The organism is Viridibacillus arvi (assembly GCF_001274945.1).
Classification (GTDB): Bacteria; Bacillota; Bacilli; order Bacillales_A; family Planococcaceae; genus Viridibacillus; species Viridibacillus arvi.
On the sequence record NZ_LILB01000005.1, the window covers coordinates 108,045 to 125,880 of the forward strand.

Genomic DNA, 17,836 nt, shown 5'->3' on the forward strand with positions numbered 1-17,836 from the left:
ACTCTTACTCATAATTGAGTAAGAGTTTTAGTTTATATGTTTTCTTTTTTTCTAATTAAGTTATGGGGAGATTTTATGTAGAGTTAATATAGTTGATTCCCTTAAAAAGTAATGCTAAGAAATAGAACTCTCTATTACTATAAAAATGCTTACAAATTGAATACGTTAAATAAATCTTAATAGATTTTCTCTTATTTTTATATTTTCTTGATTAAGTGTTTAGGTACATGCTCAGTACAGTAAGGTAATTTTATCCTATTAACTTCTAAGAATAATTGATCAACATCAGTTAGTTTCTTAGCACAACGCTGGCACACTCGTTCTACATCCGTTTCTCGTACAGCTTCACTTCTATTTATTTCTATACTTTCGTCACTCTCACAATCACGATATGGTGCTAGGTCAGACCATCCGATAAGGAATTTATCACAAGCGCTACGTATCGCATCTGATTCAGCAGCATTTACTGCATTTTTAAATGCTGAAACATTTTTGATATCCTTACCTCTGACATAATGACTAAACCCCATACCGCTTCTTTTTGCTCCAAGTATAGATAACTCACCTCTTACAATTACTGCACTATCAGCTTCTACAATTATAGGTTCTCCTATTATAGACCAAGACCAATGCTCTCCTGCTACCTTTTCCAGTCGACTAATATAAACTTGTACTGGAATATGTGCTTGTCTCTGATTAGATGATGAGAATTGCACTGTACCATTTGGAAAAGGAGCCTGTAACGCTTGTGCTATCTCTTTATAGTTCATTTATTTCTCCTTCATTAATTATTTTTTCTACTAGTTGCTTAAAATATGGAAGTTGCTCTTCTAATTCATTGATTCCTTCAATATTAGTAATGAGTTTCTTTTCAAAAGAAGATTGATTTAACAGCCATAATGCTAATATCCCTGCGGCTTTACGTAGTGTTTCTTCACGATAATTAGGAGATAATACTTCAACTTTCGGCTGTAAAGTCCCATTTGCATTTGTTTGTATATATGTAATCGAAACTAAGTACTTTTCAAACCATATTCTAAATATTGAGTAAGGATTAATTTCTAAATCAATACGCCCCTCCTCGCAACAAATAAAGCAAGGTTGGTTTAAATCTACTACCTTTTCACCTTCACATAGAGGACAAATATTTACCTGATTATCATTGGTTAAATAGACTCTTTTCGTAGAGAGATCTATTGTGAATTTTAATTTATCTTTTTCTTTTATCTTAAGAAATGACCGAATTTTTTTGGGTATTGTTACTTGACCTTTAGATGTAACCGTACTTACTTCTTCTAGCTTCATCGTTCTCCCCCTATGCTTATTGGACTCAGCAAGCACTATATTGAATCTGTTTTTCCTTTGAAGCCGTTTAATCTCCTTACTTTTATAATAAAATTCCTTACTTTTTAGACTAACTAGGAACTTTCACTTTGTCAATAATAATACAGTTCTCTAATCACAAGGCTCTGTTTAACTTGATTGTGTTTTTATCAAATTTAAAGTGTATTAGAATTAATAGATCGATTATGCTCCTTGTTATGAAAGCGAATATTAAAACACAGCACCTTAAAGTTATGCAAATTCACATAAGCTTAGTTTTACAAATTCAGGAAGAGTTCTTTCGTTAGGCTATTTATATCCTGAACGTTATTATGCTATCATTTTTCTTAATGGAATTGTTGCGTTTGTTTCATTTGTAGGTTTTCTTGCATGTTTAATAGGTGCAATAGTTTGTTCTATAAATGTCTTACTACAATTCTAACAACGTAACTTATTCCTTTTACACACCTTAAAAAACCAGCTTCTCGATGGAGAAACTGGTTTTTATGTGCTTTACAATTTAAATTTCTGTACTTGTAAATTAAGTTCTTCTGCAAGTTCAGCTAGATGATCTGAGCTATTAGAAATTTCCTCCATCGAACTTGTTGTTTGTTGAACAGTTGCAGTAGTTTCTTCTACTCCTGCTGCAGATTCCTGAGAGACAGCAGCAATATCATCAATTGACTGATTAATTTGCAAAGTTGTTTGAGAAATACCACTTAAATTATTTGATATGACATTAATATTATCAATCATATTACCAATCGCATTTGAAATATTGTTGAATGTCTCACCTGTAGAGGCGATTTGTTCTGTTCCTTGAATCACTTCCTCATAACCACTTTGGAGTGAAGTTGTTACATTTTTTGTTTCTTGTTGTATCTTTTGAACAATACCAGCTATATCAGTTACTGAGAAAGTTACTTGTTCAGCTAACTTTCGTACTTCATCAGCTACTACAGCAAAACCTTTTCCTTGTTCGCCAGCACGGGCTGCTTCAATTGCTGCGTTTAAAGCAAGTAAATTTGTTTGATCTGCAATACTTGTAATGACAGATACCAATTTTGAAATTTCTAAAGATTGCACGGCTAAATTTTCTACTTTTTGCACTGATTCTTGAACGATTCCATCAATTTTTCGCATTTGTTCAGTAGAAGCTATCATTAGTTTACTGCCTTCATATGTAAGACTTTGAACATTCGAAGTATGATTGTTCATTTTCTCACCCTCATAATTTGCTTCTTTTACTTTTTGAGTAAATGAGTCCATTACTGTCGCTAAATCACTTGTGTTACTTGCTTGGGATTCAGTTCCTTCAGCAATTTCTTGCATTGTTAACGCTATTTGTGTACTACCCGTTTTTACTTCTAATGCAGATTGTGCAAGTTCTTCACTATTTGAAGCAACTTGATTGGACACATCTTTAATATTACTCAAAATTTCATGAACATTTTTACTCATTAAATTGGTCGCTTCAATTAATTGTCCAATCTCGTCTTCAGACGTTTTTGGAAGGTCTGGCTGACTTATATCACCTTGCGAAATCTCCGTCATACGTTTTGCCACGAGTTTGATTGGTTTTACGATCATTCGAGCAGTTATATAAGCTACAACCACTGAAAGGATAGTAAGTAATATAGTTGAAATAATACTTATTAATTGATTATTTTCTCCATTCTCAATCATCTCTTTACCTATTTTCTTAATAGCCTCTTCTCGAGTGTTCGCTAACTCTTCATAACCTTCCTGTATTTCACTGGCTTGTTCATCCACCGACTTCAGGTTATCTGCAGCTAGTTGCTTATTTCCACGATCATATTCTTCAAATACATCTTCTTTTATATATGTACGCCACACTCTTGCTTTTTCTACTATTTCATCTAATTTTATCGAAGAAGTTAATCCTTCAACAATTGCTGCATTTTCTTCAGCGATATCCGTATATTCATCAAATTTTTCCTTATATTTTTTATCACCGGAAATAATATAACCTCTAGCTGCTGCCGTTCGATTTGCAAATGAAGTAGCCAACTCATCATCTGCTGCTAATATTTCTAACTCAAAATCAACAATCTCCTTCGTTGATTTCGTGGAGTTTTGCTGCATTATATAACTATACACATTATACCCTGTCATTATAAGTACTACGATCATAAAGCCAATTGATATTTTCGCTCTTACTGTTTTGAAGTTTTTAAACTCTAGTATTTTCCCCAACTTCACTCTCACCCTTTAGTTTATTTTATGTAATTCTATTAAAAGTTTACCTTCTTATTAAAAAATACAAAATAAGTAAATATATGATATTAAATCAATTTTCGTCAAATAACCTCCATCTAGCATTATACATTATAATATCAAAAATAATAGTATTATTTTACCACAACTTTATACTTACAAAATACAGTTTATTCAGAAATTAACACATCATTAACCCTATCACATTGCGACAAACATGAATATAAAGTTGCGAAAACTAAAAAAACTAACACATGATTACATATCATGCGTTAGCCTAATTTTTAGTATAAATATGTTACTTAATGAAACAAATCAACTACTACAAATCTTCTTTCTGTAATAACTTATTCGACAACCATAAGCCAAATCCACCAATGCTAATAAAGAGAATTGCACGAATAAGTAAATCTAAATACGAAAGATCAAAGAATATTAATTTCGCTATTCCGAAAACTAATAAACTATATCCTGTATAACGGATGAATTTTTGCTGTCCTTTCGAACTAATCCATAGGGCAATACATGCAGTAATAAGAATAATAATCGTATGCCCTGTATATAGGAATCTTTCACCGAAATAATGTACTGTATGAATTTGTGATAGCAATGTAATAACTGCAATCATATTTACAAGAAGTCCAATAGAAATAATTGGTTCCACGGATTTCCTTAATATTTCTTGCCATTTTCCAAAGTAATTTTTCCCTTTATAATTTGAGTATAGTATGTAACTAAATATAACTACATAAACTATTCTCAAGAAGATATTTTTGGCAACTACCTGGTCAGATATATCATATACGGGTAAAACATAGACCATTGAGTAGCAGAAGCTAAATAGGAATACTACCGGTAAAAATCTTCCGATAAATTTCTCCTTTATTAATAGTACTGTAATAGTTGTAACAGCTAAGACAATTAATAAGAAGTATGGTAACTCACCTTCTATATGAAAATATCCATAATCTACCTTAGCAATATAGGCGAATACATAGAAGCTAATTAATATCGGCACAATCTCTAATATTGCAAACTCTTGCATTGCTTTTTCAAAACGCCCCAATTTAGTTTTTGGACGATTTGCAATTTTAAATAAGACAAGCATGTATACAATCATGAGTAATTGATTGATATTTTCAAAGCGCCAAAATGGCTCGACTGAACTATCTAAAAAGACAAACAAAACAATAATTGTGAATATAAGCGAATTTGTTACTTTCATCATGCTAGCACGTAAACGTAGGGCTAATAGCAAACTGATAAATGCAGTGAATGGTAATAAGAACTCTTTCAAATTAGTTGCTACTTCTAACTGAACGAAGAAATTCATCACAGCTACTAATGCCACTGTACTGAAAACATCTATAAGTCTTCTCTGCTTTTTTAAATAAGCATAACTCCCAAGAGCGATGAAACCAATCATGTAAACTAGTAAGAAAAAGCTAGTATAATTAACAGCTATTAAATTAATGAAAAATAAACTAATCATACCAATACTAAAGAGTAGACTCTCATATAGCGTTGATATTTTTTGTTCAGCTTCATAAAACCGAATCCAACTGTACAAGAAAATTCCTAATACAATTAAAAATGTACAGCCAAATGCAATCTCTTGATAATTATTCATAAAACCAACAATTAATACTGCCATTTGCGAAAAGAGTAACCCTGTATATAGTGCAATTATTTGTCGATGCTTCCAAATAACAATTTGTAAACATGCAAATAATAAAACAATAAAGCCTAATATAATAGTCTCACCAAATGCCATATACTCAAGTAAATACGGAAGAAGTAAAGATGTGAATGCTACAAAAACAGTCAGTACTTCACTCTTTTTCATATAACTAATAACAATTCCGTATGCAATATATAGTATTGCAACGATTAGAGCAATAAATAAAGGTAAAACATCATACAAGATGGCTCCAGCAGCCGTCGTCAAAATACCGATGATAAATGCACCGCCGTAAAGCGTAATGTACAGTGCTTTTTGACGTTTCTTTTTATATTCCATAAAGTATGCTAGCCCAACCAAAACAAGAGAGAATACATACGCTAATGCAATTTTAAAACCATTAGCTAAAATGCCATAATCACTAATTAACTTTAGTCCCCATAAGACACCAAATACAATCATAATCATAAAAACTTTTGGTAATGACCAAACTAGCATCTCTTCTATAGACATTTCTTTTTTAGGTTCTTGAAGTGGTGTTTTATTTACTTCCACTTTCTGCACTGGCTGCTGTTTGAGCAGCTCGTTCTTAATAACAGTTTTCATTTCAGTATGTATGATTTCAGCTTTTTCTACTCTTTTGGTCCGTGGATCGATTTGATTTTGTAGCTGAGCCATTTCCCTCTTTAATATGGAAACTTCCTGCTCTAATTCAATTAGCCGTTTCTCTAAATTATTTGAATGCATTTACACTCACCTCCTACTTAATATATACGTCATTATACACATTGTTTTTACACAAAACAATAATTATAGTTAAAAAAGATGTAAAATTACACTTTTTATAAAAAGTGATATATCAATTCCAAGCTTAATTAAAACCTCTTCTTAACATATGAAAAAGCTTCCGACGTTATATCGGAAGCTTTTCGAAATAAAATAAATATTGGATTTTCTTTTAGTCAATTTCTAATGGCTTTGCAGAAGTTAAAATTATTCTTTCATCACTATCTACATCATCTTCTACATGATCCTCATATTGTGTGACCTTCCTCGTATCAGGTGCGAAAATCGCTAGAATTAGTGATAATAATAAACCACCTATCATAAAGCTTCCAAATATATAAGGAGCAGCTCCGTATTTTGCACTCATTGAAGCCCATAGCATTGGCCCGAAGCCAACGATGGCAGCTGCAATTTGATAACCGACAGACAAACCCGTATAACGGACTTTAGCTGGAAATAGCTCTGAAAATAGTGTTCCTTGAGTTGAAAAAATTGTAGCCCAAAGAATTCCTAACAGTACAACCTGCATAAAGTAGAACATCGTTACACTTTGAGGAATCATGATGAAATACGGAATCGATAGTACAAGCATGCCAACTAGGCCAACGATATAAATAGTCTTTCTACCAATATAATCAGATAAATAACCGACAATAGGAATCGTTATTATCATCGTTGCACAACTAATTGTTAATGCCATTAATGCTGTATCTCTAGAATAGCCCAAATAAGATGTCGCATATACTAATATAAAGGACATTAAGAATACATTGAAAAAGCCATCACCTAGCTTTAAGCCAATAATGCGTAACACATCACGCCAGTTGTATTTGAATGTTTCAACAATCGGCACCTTCGCCAATTCGCCCTGATCCTTTTGACGTTGAAACTCTGGTGTTTCCTCAATACCACTTCGAATCCAAATCGCTAATACTATTAATACTGCGCTGAACAAGAACGGTAACCTCCAGCCCCAAGCCATAAACTGCGTCTCTGTCGTTAACGAACTGATTAATGTAAAACTAAATGTCCCTGCAACTAAACCTAAAGGAACACCTAATTGTGGAATCGAGCCGAATAAACCACGCACACCTTTTGGAGCAGATTCAGTCGCTAATAATACAGCTCCACCCCATTCACCACCAAGGGCAATTCCCTGTATCAATCGTAATGCAACCAATAGTAGCGGTGCTAATACCCCTACCTGCGCATAAGTCGGTAATAAACCAATTAAAAACGAACTCCCTCCCATACCTATTAAGGTCAACATTAGAGAAGCTTTCCGACCTATTTTATCTCCCATATGTCCAAAAATAACACTACCGATAGGACGGGCTGCATAACCTGCTCCAAATGTTGCGAAGGCAATCAAAATGGAAACTGCTGGATCACCCGTTGGAAAAAATAATGTTGAAAACACTAACCCTGTTGCCGTCCCATAAAGATAGAAATCATACCACTCTATTACAGACCCTGCTAGACTTGCAAAAAGTAATCGTCTCTTTTTCATATAAAGCCTCCCTCTAATAGTTGATTAGCTCGTACGTATTGATTGTCTTAAGATATGCTTTTGAATTTTTCCAACAGGTGTTCTTGGAAAAGCTGTCACAAACTCAATTTCATCTGGCACTTTAAATTTCGCTAGCTTTAATTTACAAAATTCTATGAGCATCTGCTCGCTCACCTGTGCACCCTCGTTCAAAATAACAAAGGCTTTAATTGCCTCATCACGTATATCATCTGGAACACCAATGACCGCCACTTCATATACATCGGAATGTTCCACTAGTACGCTCTCCACTTCATTTGCAGCAACATTTTCTCCTGAACGCTTAATCATATCCTTCATACGATCGATAAAGTAAAAATAACCATCCTGCGCTATTCGAGCATTATCTCCAGTCAGTAGCCAGTTATTTTGTAGCGCTTCTTTTGTTGCCTCTTCATTTTTAAAATAACCCTTCATCAACGTTCTACCGGGTACTCCCCTAACAGCAATTTGTCCAACAGTACCTTCAGGTAAATCCACACCGTTTTCATCTACAATTTTCACTTCATACCCAATACTCGGCTTACCAATACTCATATTTTTTCTTATGCCATGTACCGGATTGATCAAAGGTACCCCAATAGTCTCTGTCATACCGTACATTTGAAGTAATTGAATATCAAATTTCTGCTCAAATTCATCAAGCTGATGCTCAGCAACAGACTGCGCAAACATGATTAAACGTAAACTATTTTTTTGGTCTTCTAAATCATATTGCTGTGCTAAAATCATTCTAATTGGAGCTGCAAACAGTGAGCCAACCGTAGCACCCAGCCTTTTAGCCTGCTTGAAATATCTCGATGCGCTAAATTTTTCTGTTAATGCCACACTTGCCCCAACAATTAGAGCCGACATTGTCGAATAATACTGAGCGTTACCGTGGAAAAGTGGTAACACAACGAACTGACGATCTTCTGGACGCAAGGAAATTGATTGCGCTATCATCTCTCCTGCATAAATATAATTAGCGTGCGTCACTTGAACGCCTTTTGGCTTTGAAGTCGTACCCGATGTATATAGCATTCCAGCTATATCACCAGAAAAGATTTCAATTTCCCGTTCCATTTTTTCAGAAGCCTGTTCCATTAATGCAGTAGCATTAAGAGCATGCTCATGATTTCCTTCAAATCGGGTTAACAATATGTTTTGTAATAAAGGTAACTTCTTTCTAACCGCTTCAAACTTTTGTATATATTCCATTTCAGTCATGAGAAGTACTGATTCAGAATGGCTCAGTATGTATTCCATTTCATCACTTGTGGATAGAATATTTGTTGGTACCATAATGGCACCAATCCCTCCGATTGCAAACCATGCAACCATAAAATCAATACTATTTGGCAAATGTAATGTAATATGATCACCTTTTTGAATACCTAAATCTAGAAATACATTTTCGAGTTTCGTCACCCTTTTTTGAAAATCCATGTAACTAAGCTCTTCTTGCTCTCCACTAGCATTTTCAAATAATAAAAAGGTCTTTTCGGGATACATCTGCGTTCTTTCTTCTAGTAAACTTCTTAATGTGATATGACCCATAATATCCAAAACATTTACCTCCCTATATATATTTAAAGCGTTTTCATTTGTAAGTTAGAATTTCACAGACTACGGTCACTGACTATAGTTTTTATATTAATTACATATATTTGCAATGTCAATAATTTTCTGAATTTTCTAATTAAACTTTATTTTAATTTTTGAATAGGGTAAATTGAGGTTATATACTTTCATACCAGACAAAGAAGGGAGAAAACTATGAACCAACTAACACAAAGGCAATATCAAGCACTTAAAACGAAGAAAAAAATTCTAAAATCAGCCCTAGAGTTATTTAGCAAAAACGGTTTTAACAATGTAACAATCGATGAAATTGCTAAAAATAGTGGCACATCCAAAGGTGCGTTTTATGTTCATTTCGATTCTAAATACGGTGTTTTTTTGGAGAAATTTAAAGAAATTGATCAATTTTATGAGGAATTTACGAAGTCACTTCCATCAAACATTTCTTTTAACGAAAAAATTCTAAGGCTTTTCGAGGGTCAAATGATTTACTTACAAGAATCACTTGGTAAAGATTTAATGCGTACAGTTTATATGAGTGGCCTTATTGAAAACGAACACAACTTTTTTGTAAATATGGAACGTACACTTTACAAAATTATTGAGGGTTACATACAAGAAGGAATTGAGCAAAATGAGCTCTCTAGCAACCTCCAAATTAGAAGAACATCCTTACTAATAAGTAGATGTATGCGTGGTACACTATACGACTGGTTGCTATTCGGAGAAGATTACGACCTTGTTCAAGAGAGTGATCAATTTATTCGGATTTTCTTAAATGGATTAAAAAAGTAAATAGAAGAGATAAGGATATTGGGATCTAATCATGGATTTTTTCATCAACATCACTGTTTGTAACTACTACTCCCTATTGTTCATTACATAGGTAGCTATCACTCTCAAAATTAGACAACAAAAAAGAGCTACCCTACAAGTCAATTAGACTAGTAGGATAACTCTTAATTATGTATGGGTCAGGACGGAATCGAACCGCCGACACTTAGAGCTTCAATCTAATGCTCTACCAACTGAGCTACTGACCCGATTGGTTGCGGGGACAGGATTTGAACCTGTGACCTTCGGGTTATGAGCCCGACGAGCTACCGAACTGCTCCACCCCGCGATAATATTATTGAAAGCCCTATTTAAAAAATGGAGGAGGAAGAGGGATTCGAACCCCCGCGCGGTATGACCCGCCTGTCGGTTTTCAAGACCGATCCCTTCAGCCAGACTTGGGTATTCCTCCGTACTTTGGAGCGGAAGACGAGGTTCGAACTCGCGACCCCCACCTTGGCAAGGTGGTGTTCTACCACTGAACTACTTCCGCATTTGTTATGTGCTCTTTAGTACATAAATTAATTTAACACATAATACATTTATCCGTCAACACATAAATAATATGTTAGAATATTTAATTTTTAAGGTATACTAAAATAACAAATATACAGCGTTTCCATTTGTGCCACCACATACCTATTTTCATCTAGAGTATCGTCATGTTTACTGTAGTTCTAGATGGGTTTTCTTTTATTCTAAATCTCTATTTTATTCTTCTCGACTATACTTTTTAGTCTGATTTTAAGACCTCTACTCATAACTGCATTATTGTTATATAGCAAAACCTCTAAATGTACCTATATCAATTTCTGAATAAATTACTTTGCATGCGTCATTAAATGCATTGAATTTCAACTTATCACTACATAGCTTTCAAAATAGCTTTCATTTATTTTACCCACAAAAAAACGTCTCATACATCAATTTTCTGATGACGAGACGTATCTTTTATTATGCTATTACTTTAAGGACATAAGCGATTTGCAAGTTCCTCAAAATACTTTACGCCATAGATTAGCGCTTCTTCATCGATTTTAAATTTAAGGTGATGCAGGAGCCACTTCAGAATAGACGGCAAAATCCTCAATACTAATTAATGTATCTAATTGGATTCTTTAACTTTTTATCTTATTGCTTGAACTGACATATTGTAATAATTTGTATAACAATTCTGGCATTTCTTCAAAAGCACTTTTCACATGTAGACGCTCTGAAATTTGATGTGCATCTTTTCCAAAAGGTCCTACATTTAATACGGGTGCAGTGAATTGTTCCATTTCTTTAAATGGTATTGAATATGTTTGTCCCCAAACTGGTGTGTTTTTTTCATACGTTTTCCAATCTTTATCCGCTGTAAATTGACAATAACTCAAGTCACAAATTCCATTGAAATAATGAATATGTTCTAATGGAATTTCATATTTCTTGGCTTCTCCTAGCAATAATGAAATTGCACCATTAATCAACGGATTTTCAGAAGAATTCGCCGGCGGATAATATGGTGGTGCAAACAGCAATACAACTGCTGGTGCAAGTTCTTGACAGTGAATCATTAATTGATCTGCAATGCGCAATGATTTCTCACGATCATCCCACTCTTCTTGCCCAATTACTTTCTCGATTATTGAATTCACCTTTGCTTCACCCAGCTTTTCAAGTGCATGGCTTTGCAATTCCTCAAATTTAATCACACGTATGTTACCTACACCGTCAATACCTTGTTTTTGACAAAGTTCATCATATCTCTTCTGACAATTAGCCATCGCTTCATTTGCAACAGATTCAAAGATCGACATGATTTCACCCGCACTACGTTTCAATAAGAAAACGTTATACATAGCTACAGCCCGATAAGGTGTTTGCGTTGAATACTGCGTTTTTAAATCTTTTAGCTGTAACGAAACTGGGAGTGGTGTTTTTTCACCGTAATCTTCTTCACAGAATCGATCATTCCATTCCATTTCCTGTGTTAAGAAAGAACTCATATAAGGGGCTGTAATACCCTTTAATGGTTCTCCAACATGTGTCTCTTTACCATAGAAAAGGGCTGAAGGCATGATTTTACCAATCGTTCCAGAATAAATATATTCCTGTAAATCTGCTGGTCCTTGTGAAAATGATGGCTCGCTATTTAAAAATAAGACTATTTCTAAATTCTCTTTTTCTTGTAAATGTGTAATATGTTTTACCGCTTGTCGCATACCAGCAGAGTTTACTTCCTCATCAGGTACTGTTATTAACAGTAAATTCAATTTCCATTTTTCTTCAATTGCACGCTCAATCAATTGCATATGAAGTGCTAGTCCCATCTTCATATCCATTACGCCTCGACCAAATAAATAATCACCTGATCGTAAATCTTTCTGTGCGGATTTAGGTAATAAATTTGGATCTGCTAAAAAGGCTTTTGTAAGCTCTTCAGGCATTGTTGCAAGTGGCATTAATGAACCGTACTCTTCGATTTGTACCGTATCAAAATGGCTGATTAAAACTACCGTTTCTTGTACATCAGGATGCTTATATAAAGCAGATACAACTTGGCGCCCTTTATCAACATCACATAATTCAATATTATGTGGATGCTGTTCAAAATAAGTTAGCTGCTGTAATTTAGCTTGTAACTTCCTTGAAAATTGCTGTTCTCCAGTAGTCAATGTTTGACTTTCCCAGCTGACTAGTTCACATATTAATTCTCGTAACTGCTTGGATGTACCCCACATCATATCTCGCTCCCTTTTTCAACAATCACTTTTTGATCTTCAGGTGCAAAGGACTTCCCTTTTAGCCTTACTTGATAAAAGATTAAACAAGCTATGAAAAACCCTACCCCATAAGCTAAGCCCACTCTTTGCGTGGAATCCCATGCAAGAAACCCTAAAATCAACGCGCAAAATGCGATACAAAAAAGAGGAATAAACGGATAATACTTTACTCGATAACCTAAATCCTTCAGTTGCCCACCGTTTTTTAAATAATGTTTTCTAAACATTAACTGCGATAATGCGATACCCATCCAAGAAATCGTAACTGAAATTCCAGCAATAGACATAAGCAATACAAACACTGTATCTGCTTCCATAACACTCGTTAAAAGTGATAACAATGAAAATACCATTGTGAATACAAGAGCGTTAAAAGGAATTTTGTTTTTATTGACTTTTCCAAAAATTCTTGGTGCCATTCCTTCTTTTGACATTGCCCATAATAATCGAGTTGAAGCATAGAGACATGAATTCCCGACGGATAAAATAGCTGTTAATATAATGAAATTCATAATATCTGCTGCAAATGGAATCCCTACTAAATCTAATAGAGTTACAAACGGGCTCTCTAATAAACCAAGTTCACTAGATGGGAAAATAGCAGATAGTACAATAATTGAAGCAATATAGAAAAGAATGATTCGAACTAAAATCGTACGTATAGCTCTCGGAATATTCTTTTGGGGGTTTTCTGTTTCCCCTGCCGCAATTCCTACTAATTCAGAACCTTGATATGAGAATATAACATTCATCATCGTGACAAAAATAATAGCAATCCCAGCTGGGAATAACTGAGTTGGCGCTAAATTTGTTAAATGCGGTGCTGGACGGTCTGCAATAGGAACCCAGCCTACAATGACGGCTATGCCAATAATAATAAAGATCACAACTGCCACTACTTTAATACCAGAGAACCAAAATTCTGTTTCAGCAAATCCTCTTGTAGACAAAGCATTCAATGAAAACAGCAGTAACATAAAGAGTGCACACCATATCCAAACTGCTACATCTGGAAACCAATGTTGCATTAATATTCCCGCAGCTGTAAATTCAACACCTGCGGTAGCAGCTGAACCTACAAAGTACATCCAGCCAAGGGAAAAACCTGCAGATGGATGTATATATTTTGTTGCATACGTTTGGAATGAGCCAGTTACAGGCATATGCACGGCAAGCTCACCTAAACAAGTCATCACCATATACAAAATAAATCCACCAATTAAGTAACCAATAATTGCACCACCAGCACCTGCTTGATTAATCGTATAACCAACGTTTAAAAACAAGCCTGTACCAATCACTCCCCCAAGTGATAGCATCAATAAGTGACGGCTTTTCATGGATCTCTTTAATTGGTTTGAATCATTCACCCCTTGTTGATCATTCATACCCATCCCACCCCATGTAAGTTTTTAAAAGCGAAGTGACAAGCAGCTTAAGCCACCATCTTGTTTTTGGAACTCACTCATTGGTAATTCAATAACGCTATATCCAGCTTGTTCAATTTTTTGTTTTGTTGCTGGGTACCCTGCAGGAATAATGACAAAATCATTGACTAAAATACAGTTCGCTGAATATTCATCTTCTTTCGGAATAACGATTTTGTCGTATGAAGAAAATAATTCATCCTCTACAAATTCGCCAGCTAAAACCATTTTGTTGTCACCTAAATAAGCAATTCCTGTTTTCAAATGGAAGAATTCTTTAAGTGGTACAATATGAGCCACGTAATCTTCTTTTTCTAAAATAGCTTTTAATTGTTCCGCACCTTGTTGATTTGTACGCTCTGAAATACCAATGTAAAAAGTATTATCTGCTTGCAATACATCGCCACCATCTAATGTGCCTGGACTCTCGATGTAATAGATTTTTTCATATAAGCCTTTTAAAACTTGTTCCATTTCGACAATTTCACCATTACGACTAGCTGCACCCGGGTTTGATACAACTGCAAAATCTTTTGTTAAGACAGCAGTATCCTCTACAAAAGTAGAATCTGGGAATGCTTCATCTGCTTCTAAATAAGTAACCTCTACGCCACAAGTTTTTAACGCTTCAACATAAGCTTCATGTTGTACTAATAACTCTTCGTAATTTGGAGTACCTAAATCAGAAGTTGTTAATCCCTCTACATAACTTTTACCTGGTTTTTTTACAATAACATTTGAAAACATTTCATTTTCCCCCTTAGTATCTTTCAACTGGACAAGTTAAACACGTTGGCCCGCCTGTCCCTTTTACTGTGATTTCATCGCCTTTATACGTATAAACTGTAGCGCCTGCTTCTTTCAATAGGTGTTCTGTAATCGGATTGCCTTCTGGTAATACACATACTCTTGGTGCTATTGCTAAAACATTACAACCAAGTGTATCGTATTCATCATTTGGCACCTCAAGTAGAGTAAAGCCTTTTTCTAAAAGCCATTGGCGCAAGAAGACTGGCATTAATCTTGAATGTACAACCGCTAAATCCTTGTCCACAATACTGATGAAAGACATTAAATGTAAGCAAGCTTCTTCACCTAAATCATGTGGTAAAGGAACAATCATCACTTCATCTACAAAAGGCTTGAAGATTTCTGTAAGCTGACGAATCGCTTCATCATTCGTACGGTAACCTCTCCCAATTGCTACTGTCCGCTCATTTAACCAGACGATATCTCCACCATCTGAAATAGCTTCCCCTTTTAAGCTACCGATGATCGGTATATCCTTTTCTGTCAAAAACTCTTTAAATACATCTGCTTCAGGCTGTCGTAATTCTTTTCCCGAACGTAAGATGATAGCTCCGTGCGGTGTGAATTTCACCGGATCATGTGCATATAAAGAATCCAAACCGACAGATTCGTTTTGTGGCAAGAAATCAATCGTTTCAACATGCTTTTTTAAAATATCTAGAAACGATTCGTACTCATTTATAGCTTCTTTAAGATTTGGTTCACTAAGATAAAAATATTTCTCCCAATTCTCTTGAAGATGCTGTTGGTTAATAAAAGCGGCCTCGGGACTTTTCACAATAACCCTTTTCAAAGGTGCGTACATTGAATCACAAAACATACTTACCCCTCCTCCTTTCCGATGAACGGAAAAATTTTCCGTTAAAAGGAAACTATATATTTAGAATATATGAAAAATATATTATAATGTCAATATATTTTAATAAATCTGAAAATATTACTAGAGGTGACTTTTATGCAAACGATTGATCGGATTATGCAAGTAATTGAAATAGTTTCTAATGTAAAAGAAGACGGCATTACTATTACCGAATTAACACAACAAACAAAATTACCGCTGGCGACTTTGCACCGTATGCTCTCTTCACTAATTGAACATAGACTTATAGTTCAAGATAACGAAACAAAAAAATACCAACTAGGTAATGTTTGGCTAGAATTTGGTCTTCAACTATATGACCGTTTCGATTATGTAGCGACCATTCGTCCTGAATTAGATCGATTGGCCAATATCGTCAATGAAAGCGTTTATTTAAGTAAACCAATTGGAACTGAAGCAATGGTGATCGAACGGATTGATGCGCCAAATAACCGAATACGAATTGTCGATCAATTGGGAATGCGAATACCGATGCATATTGGAGCCGCTAACAAATCAATGCTTGCCTGTATGTCAAAAGCGCAAATACATGACTGTGTAAAGAAAGCATTAACACCAAAGGAAATGGAAGGATTGTTTGAAAAATTATTAGTAATTCAGGCTAATGGTTATGCAATCAGTTATGAGGAGAAAACAGAAGGTACAGCTTCCATCGCAGCACCTATCCTCCAAAGAAATAGTGAAGTACTAGGCGCTGTAAGTATAGGCGTTCTACAATTTACACTTAATGAGGAACGTATTGAGTTTTTAAAACAGGAATTGTTGCAAACTACAGCGAGAATTTCACAACAACTTGGTTTTTTATAAGAATTAAATTTAAGAAATAAACCTTATGCTCCCCTTTTCTTACACAATTGAGTTAACAGAAGACATTTCGTTTAAGTTTTTTAAAGTCTCTCGAATTCATATTATTTAAAAATAACCAAGTAGAGGCTGGGACAAAACAACTAACCTCAAAAATGAAAAGCCTCGAAAATTTTACGATCAGTAAAATCTTCGAGGCTTTGTTTTTTAGTCTACTTCGTAGCCGTTGTTCTCCGCTACGGCGGACGCTTTCCGCGGGCACGGCTCCAGCCTTCTCCTTCGCTTCAAACAACTAATGAAACACATCTATTTTAATTAAATCTATGAATGTGAAGACTGTACGGGTTGTCCATTGCATGAGTTATGTACAAAAGCGAGAGAAGGTACAAATCGTAAGCCCATGTTTAATGAAAAGTGGGAGCAACAAAAAGATTATATAAGAGCAAAGCTTTCAGAAGAAAAAACAGTAATTTTCTGTTCTTGGAAAATAGAAAGTTGAAAACGATATTGGTCTCTCATTAATGGCCGTAAACTTAAGAAAATATGCGGTACGAGGATAATTTTCCATCACATATTGTCAAAATCAAACGCAAAAATCGAGATTGCAACATGCAGTCTCGATATTTTACGTGAACTGAAACTATTTATGTCCCAGCCTCTTTTAATAACGCTGTTCAAGTTTTTTTAATTTGATATCATAAATGAAATTTCCAAATGGGATAAATGCTACAGCAAATGCTAGCAATGACCAAATAACATTCCAGCGAACACGAATTGCTACATATAAAATAACTAAAACGTAAGCGACGAAAATGAAACCATGTGCCGCACCAGCAATACGAACAGCCATCGGAATATCTAACATATACTTCATCGGCATCGCAATAAATAATAATATTAATAGCGAAATGCCGTCAAAATAGCCAGCTAATCTCAGCTGACCAACAGGATTTTTTAGCATAATTTCTCTCCTACAAACAATTTACTACGATAAAATCAGAAGTTATTACTAGCTTATCGAATTTTACATTACCGTACAATATTGTTTATTTAAAAAGAAAGTAGGTTGTGTCTGATTATTGACTAAAGCCTGTGGAATCTTGTGTCAAAATGAAGATGCGATAATTTCCAAAGGACTCGAAATATTTAACCATAATTTTCCACTCTAATAATATA

At 34.7% G+C, this 17,836-nt stretch carries 13 protein-coding genes, 4 tRNA genes and 1 pseudogene; 3 read left to right on the forward strand and 15 right to left on the reverse strand.

What is annotated here, in order from left to right; genetic code table 11:
- Positions 1–197 precede the first annotated feature (197 nt).
- The 6 genes from AMD00_RS09900 to AMD00_RS09925 form a co-directional block, all read right to left on the reverse strand.
- A complete protein-coding gene (locus AMD00_RS09900; RefSeq protein ID WP_053416922.1) occupies positions 198–770 on the reverse strand; it encodes a hypothetical protein in 573 nt (190 codons plus the stop codon).
- Positions 760–1,305 carry an AbrB/MazE/SpoVT family DNA-binding domain-containing protein gene (locus tag AMD00_RS09905; RefSeq protein WP_053416923.1) on the reverse strand — a complete coding sequence of 182 codons (546 nt, stop codon included), beginning with the start codon at positions 1,303–1,305 and terminating at the stop codon, positions 760–762. Before AMD00_RS09905 ends, AMD00_RS09900 begins: the two co-directional genes overlap by 11 nt.
- Before the next feature lie 531 nt (positions 1,306–1,836).
- Positions 1,837–3,540 carry a methyl-accepting chemotaxis protein gene (locus tag AMD00_RS09910; RefSeq protein WP_245639490.1) on the reverse strand — a complete coding sequence of 568 codons (1,704 nt, stop codon included), beginning with the start codon at positions 3,538–3,540 and terminating at the stop codon, positions 1,837–1,839.
- Positions 3,541–3,883: 343 nt separating this feature from the next.
- Entirely contained in the window at positions 3,884–5,989 is a 2,106-nt protein-coding gene (locus AMD00_RS09915; protein WP_053416924.1) for a bZIP transcription factor, read from the reverse strand.
- Positions 5,990–6,200: 211 nt separating this feature from the next.
- Entirely contained in the window at positions 6,201–7,538 is a 1,338-nt protein-coding gene (locus AMD00_RS09920) for an MFS transporter (RefSeq protein WP_053416925.1), read from the reverse strand.
- A gap of 24 nt (positions 7,539–7,562) precedes the next feature.
- Positions 7,563–9,116, reverse strand: a complete 1,554-nt coding sequence (locus AMD00_RS09925) for an AMP-binding protein (protein ID WP_245639547.1) — start codon at positions 9,114–9,116, stop codon at positions 7,563–7,565.
- 219 nt (positions 9,117–9,335) lie between these two features.
- Here AMD00_RS09925 and AMD00_RS09930 point away from each other — a divergent pair, with 219 nt between their 5' ends.
- Positions 9,336–9,935, forward strand: coding sequence for a TetR family transcriptional regulator (locus AMD00_RS09930; protein ID WP_053416927.1), 600 nt, complete (start codon positions 9,336–9,338; stop codon positions 9,933–9,935).
- A gap of 175 nt (positions 9,936–10,110) precedes the next feature.
- Here AMD00_RS09930 and AMD00_RS09935 read toward each other — a convergent pair.
- From AMD00_RS09935 to AMD00_RS09970, 8 genes are all read right to left on the reverse strand, one after another.
- Positions 10,111–10,183: transfer RNA gene (locus AMD00_RS09935), tRNA-Phe, on the reverse strand.
- 3 nt (positions 10,184–10,186) lie between these two features.
- Positions 10,187–10,263 (reverse strand) — tRNA-Met (locus AMD00_RS09940).
- A gap of 30 nt (positions 10,264–10,293) precedes the next feature.
- Positions 10,294–10,386, reverse strand: a tRNA-Ser gene (locus AMD00_RS09945).
- Between the two features lie 6 nt (positions 10,387–10,392).
- A tRNA-Gly gene (locus tag AMD00_RS09950) sits at positions 10,393–10,467 on the reverse strand.
- A 625-nt stretch (positions 10,468–11,092) separates the two neighbouring features.
- The gene (locus AMD00_RS09955; RefSeq protein ID WP_053416928.1) at positions 11,093–12,700 is read right to left on the reverse strand and encodes a M20/M25/M40 family metallo-hydrolase; all 1,608 of its coding nucleotides are present in this window, start codon (positions 12,698–12,700) and stop codon (positions 11,093–11,095) included.
- Positions 12,697–14,127 carry an amino acid permease gene (locus tag AMD00_RS09960; RefSeq protein WP_053416929.1) on the reverse strand — a complete coding sequence of 477 codons (1,431 nt, stop codon included), beginning with the start codon at positions 14,125–14,127 and terminating at the stop codon, positions 12,697–12,699. The genes AMD00_RS09955 and AMD00_RS09960 overlap by 4 nt, the downstream gene beginning before the upstream one ends.
- 24 nt (positions 14,128–14,151) lie before the next feature.
- Positions 14,152–14,913: a dimethylarginine dimethylaminohydrolase family protein gene (locus AMD00_RS09965; RefSeq protein WP_053416930.1), complete on the reverse strand. Its 762-nt coding sequence runs from the start codon at positions 14,911–14,913 to the stop codon at positions 14,152–14,154.
- A 13-nt stretch (positions 14,914–14,926) separates the two neighbouring features.
- Positions 14,927–15,796 carry a dimethylarginine dimethylaminohydrolase family protein gene (locus AMD00_RS09970; RefSeq protein WP_053416931.1) on the reverse strand — a complete coding sequence of 290 codons (870 nt, stop codon included), beginning with the start codon at positions 15,794–15,796 and terminating at the stop codon, positions 14,927–14,929.
- A gap of 135 nt (positions 15,797–15,931) precedes the next feature.
- On the opposite strand from AMD00_RS09970, the gene AMD00_RS09975 reads away from it, so the two are divergent.
- Together AMD00_RS09975 and AMD00_RS23980 are read left to right on the forward strand one after the other, a co-directional pair.
- The gene (locus tag AMD00_RS09975; RefSeq protein WP_053416932.1) at positions 15,932–16,663 is read left to right on the forward strand and encodes an IclR family transcriptional regulator; all 732 of its coding nucleotides are present in this window, start codon (positions 15,932–15,934) and stop codon (positions 16,661–16,663) included.
- A 316-nt stretch (positions 16,664–16,979) separates the two neighbouring features.
- Positions 16,980–17,220, forward strand: a pseudogene (locus AMD00_RS23980) (transposase); the annotation flags it as partial.
- A gap of 101 nt (positions 17,221–17,321) precedes the next feature.
- Here the strand turns inward: AMD00_RS23980 and AMD00_RS09980 are convergent.
- On the reverse strand, positions 17,322–17,621 hold the full coding sequence (locus AMD00_RS09980) for a DUF3817 domain-containing protein (RefSeq protein ID WP_053416933.1): 300 nt from the start codon (positions 17,619–17,621) through the stop codon (positions 17,322–17,324).
- Positions 17,622–17,836: the final 215 nt, after the last annotated feature.

What these genes read in the sequence shown, in the direction of transcription:
- AMD00_RS09900 (WP_053416922.1), bottom strand. Translation starts at nt 770, where the DNA reads ATGAACTATAAAGAGATAGCACAAGCGTTACAGGCTCCTTTTCCAAAT.
- AMD00_RS09905 (WP_053416923.1), bottom strand. Translation starts at nt 1,305, where the DNA reads ATGAAGCTAGAAGAAGTAAGTACGGTTACATCTAAAGGTCAAGTAACA.
- AMD00_RS09915 (WP_053416924.1), bottom strand. Translation starts at nt 5,989, where the DNA reads ATGCATTCAAATAATTTAGAGAAACGGCTAATTGAATTAGAGCAGGAA.
- AMD00_RS09920 (WP_053416925.1), bottom strand. Translation starts at nt 7,538, where the DNA reads ATGAAAAAGAGACGATTACTTTTTGCAAGTCTAGCAGGGTCTGTAATA.
- AMD00_RS09925 (WP_245639547.1), bottom strand. Translation starts at nt 9,116, where the DNA reads ATGGGTCATATCACATTAAGAAGTTTACTAGAAGAAAGAACGCAGATG.
- AMD00_RS09930 (WP_053416927.1), top strand. Translation starts at nt 9,336, where the DNA reads ATGAACCAACTAACACAAAGGCAATATCAAGCACTTAAAACGAAGAAA.
- AMD00_RS09955 (WP_053416928.1), bottom strand. Translation starts at nt 12,700, where the DNA reads ATGATGTGGGGTACATCCAAGCAGTTACGAGAATTAATATGTGAACTA.
- AMD00_RS09960 (WP_053416929.1), bottom strand. Translation starts at nt 14,127, where the DNA reads ATGAATGATCAACAAGGGGTGAATGATTCAAACCAATTAAAGAGATCC.
- AMD00_RS09965 (WP_053416930.1), bottom strand. Translation starts at nt 14,913, where the DNA reads ATGTTTTCAAATGTTATTGTAAAAAAACCAGGTAAAAGTTATGTAGAG.
- AMD00_RS09970 (WP_053416931.1), bottom strand. Translation starts at nt 15,796, where the DNA reads ATGTTTTGTGATTCAATGTACGCACCTTTGAAAAGGGTTATTGTGAAA.
- AMD00_RS09975 (WP_053416932.1), top strand. Translation starts at nt 15,932, where the DNA reads ATGCAAACGATTGATCGGATTATGCAAGTAATTGAAATAGTTTCTAAT.
- AMD00_RS09980 (WP_053416933.1), bottom strand. Translation starts at nt 17,621, where the DNA reads ATGCTAAAAAATCCTGTTGGTCAGCTGAGATTAGCTGGCTATTTTGAC.